The following is a 638-nucleotide window of genomic DNA, read 5'->3' as shown; positions in this document are numbered from 1 at the left end:
GTCCATCAGATGGCCGTAGGATTCGAACTCGATGCCGTCGAGGCCGCCGGCCTCGACGGCATCGAGTTCGAATCCTACGGCCATCTGATGGACGGCTTCTGGTCGCCCGCCACCAATCATCGCGACGACGAATTCGGCGGCTCGCTGGACAATCGCCTGCGCTTCACCAATATGGTGCTCGATGCCGTGCGGTCAGCCGTTGGCGACAAATTCGTCGTCGGCATCCGCATGGTCGCCGACGAGGATTTCGAAAAAGGCCTGTCGAAGGCGGAGGGGATCGAAATCGCCAGGCGGCTGGCGGGCTCCGGCAAGGTCGATTTCCTCAACATCATTCGGGGCTCGATCGAGAGCGATGCGGCACTGACCAAGGTCATCCCGGTGACCGGCATGCGCTCTTCGCCGCATCTCGATTTCGCCGGAGAGGTGAGGGCGGCGACGAAATTCCCGACCTTCCACGCGGCGCGCATATCCGACGTGGCCACCGCACGCCACGCCATCGCCACCGGCAAGCTCGACATGGTCGGCATGACCCGCGCCCATATCGCCGATCCGCACATCATCAAAAAGGTGATGGAGGGGCGCGAGCATGAGATCCGCCCGTGCGTGGGCGCCACCTATTGTCTCGATCGCATCTATGA

General features: G+C 62.9%; 1 pseudogene. It reads left to right on the top strand.

The window, feature by feature from the left end:
- A pseudogene (locus EN984_RS36830) lies at positions 1 to 638 on the top strand (N-methylproline demethylase); the annotation flags it as partial.

The sequence above is a fragment of the Mesorhizobium sp. M7A.F.Ca.CA.004.12.1.1 genome (genome assembly GCF_003997835.1).
Classification (GTDB): Bacteria; Pseudomonadota; Alphaproteobacteria; order Rhizobiales; family Rhizobiaceae; genus Mesorhizobium.
Note: the sequence above shows the minus strand (reverse complement) of the source record. Positions and strands in the feature narration are given on the sequence as shown.